The sequence below is a fragment of the Pseudoalteromonas sp. S3431 genome, from assembly GCF_000690035.1.
In the GTDB taxonomy this organism is placed as follows: Bacteria; Pseudomonadota; Gammaproteobacteria; order Enterobacterales; family Alteromonadaceae; genus Pseudoalteromonas; species Pseudoalteromonas fuliginea.
The window spans coordinates 1-1,506 of sequence record NZ_JJNY01000081.1; the positions used below are offsets into that span (position 1 = coordinate 1).

A 1,506-nucleotide genomic window follows, 5' to 3' on the forward strand; every position below is an offset into this window, starting at 1 on the left:
AGCTCGAATTAGAGCGAGTTAATACATAGGATGAAGCAAGTAATGTCGTCGGTTATCTTGCTGATATTCGTTGGTTATTACTATTTCTAGTAACAGAGCAGACCTTACTTATTTCGTCGTGGCACCTGTCTTCAGTCTATGTTCGTGGTTCAATGAAGCGTTAGCTACATTGCCATCCTAACGCCGTCGGTGGTTGTGCCACTCCCGATGCTTGATCCTATGCATTAACTCTAATTCGTTTATCATGCAGGTACTCTTGCCAATCTAAGTTTTGTATTTACTGGCGTTAGCACCACTTCTTTTGCAATTGCCCATATGTATGCAATCATTTCTCGAGCAATGGCGGTGACAACCAGGTTGTAATGTTTCCCTTTGGCTATCATTTTTTTATAGCGCTTGCAAAGCCTAAGTTGTGCTTTCCACGCAATATCAATAATGTCCTTTGGTAAACCTTCTTGTCGTTTTTGCATATCTGTCGATATATTTGCCGCATACCGATAAGTGTGTGCGCCTTCAACGAGAAGGCGCCTCGCTCGGCCGTTTCCGCATTTTGTGATGGCGCCAATATGGCGTTTGCCACCACTCGAGTGCTCACTAGGTACAAGACCAAGATAACTCATTAATTTGCGGGGGTGGTCGAAGCGCGATAAATCGCCAAGCTCAGCAACAACGCCGGTGGCGACCAACAAACGAACGCCACGCATAGCTTGTATTGCTTTTACTACAGGATAATAACGCCACTGGTGAACATGGTGTGTTAGTTCATTGTCTAGCCGTTCAAGTCGGCTTATTCGTTCATTAATTGTGTGTAAAAACTCTTGTAAGACGATGTGCTGCGCGGGATGTGGCAACACAAGCTCAGTGAGCCAACGTAAATGTTTTTGTGACCAATTTGCAGTGCCTCTGTAATTAATATTATTGCGAAGCAGCAGTGCCTTTAATTGATATTTAGCATCTTTTAAATCCTTCATTGCCACTTCGCGTGCGCGAGATAAATCACGTACGGCTTCATCTTCAGGCTCGGGAACATAAATAGGTGTTAAATCTTCAGATTTAAGTAATTTAGCGAGCTTAAGGGCATCACGTTTATCGGTTTTAATCTTCTCACCTGGCTTTTTGGGAATAAGAGAGGGTGCAACCACATAACAGCAATGGCCGAGACTGGTAATTAATCTGTAAATCCAATAACCACATGGTCCAGCTTCATAAACAAAATGAAGTGTTGCGCCAGGGTATTTGGATTCAAACTGACGAACAAGCTTTTGAACAGCCACTTTGGAAGACGAAACTCGGCCAAGATGAACGGGTTTCGCACCTCTATGTTCTTCAATATAGGCGACTTCATTGAATTCTTTATGTGTATCAAGACCGATAAAAAGTATGCTATGTTTATTCATGTTAGCCTCTGCTGTTTAGTTAATTGACAAACTAATTATGGCTCTGGCTTTGAATTAAGCTAACCCACGAAAAGCGGAGGCTAACACCGTGTGGGAGTCATTATGTCTA

General features: G+C 42.8%; 1 protein-coding gene. It reads right to left on the reverse strand.

The window, feature by feature from the left end:
- Positions 1 to 242 precede the first annotated feature (242 nt).
- Positions 243 to 1,397, reverse strand: coding sequence for an IS110 family transposase (locus DO88_RS03125; RefSeq protein ID WP_033040661.1), 1,155 nt, complete (start codon positions 1,395 to 1,397; stop codon positions 243 to 245).
- Positions 1,398 to 1,506 lie beyond the last annotated feature (109 nt).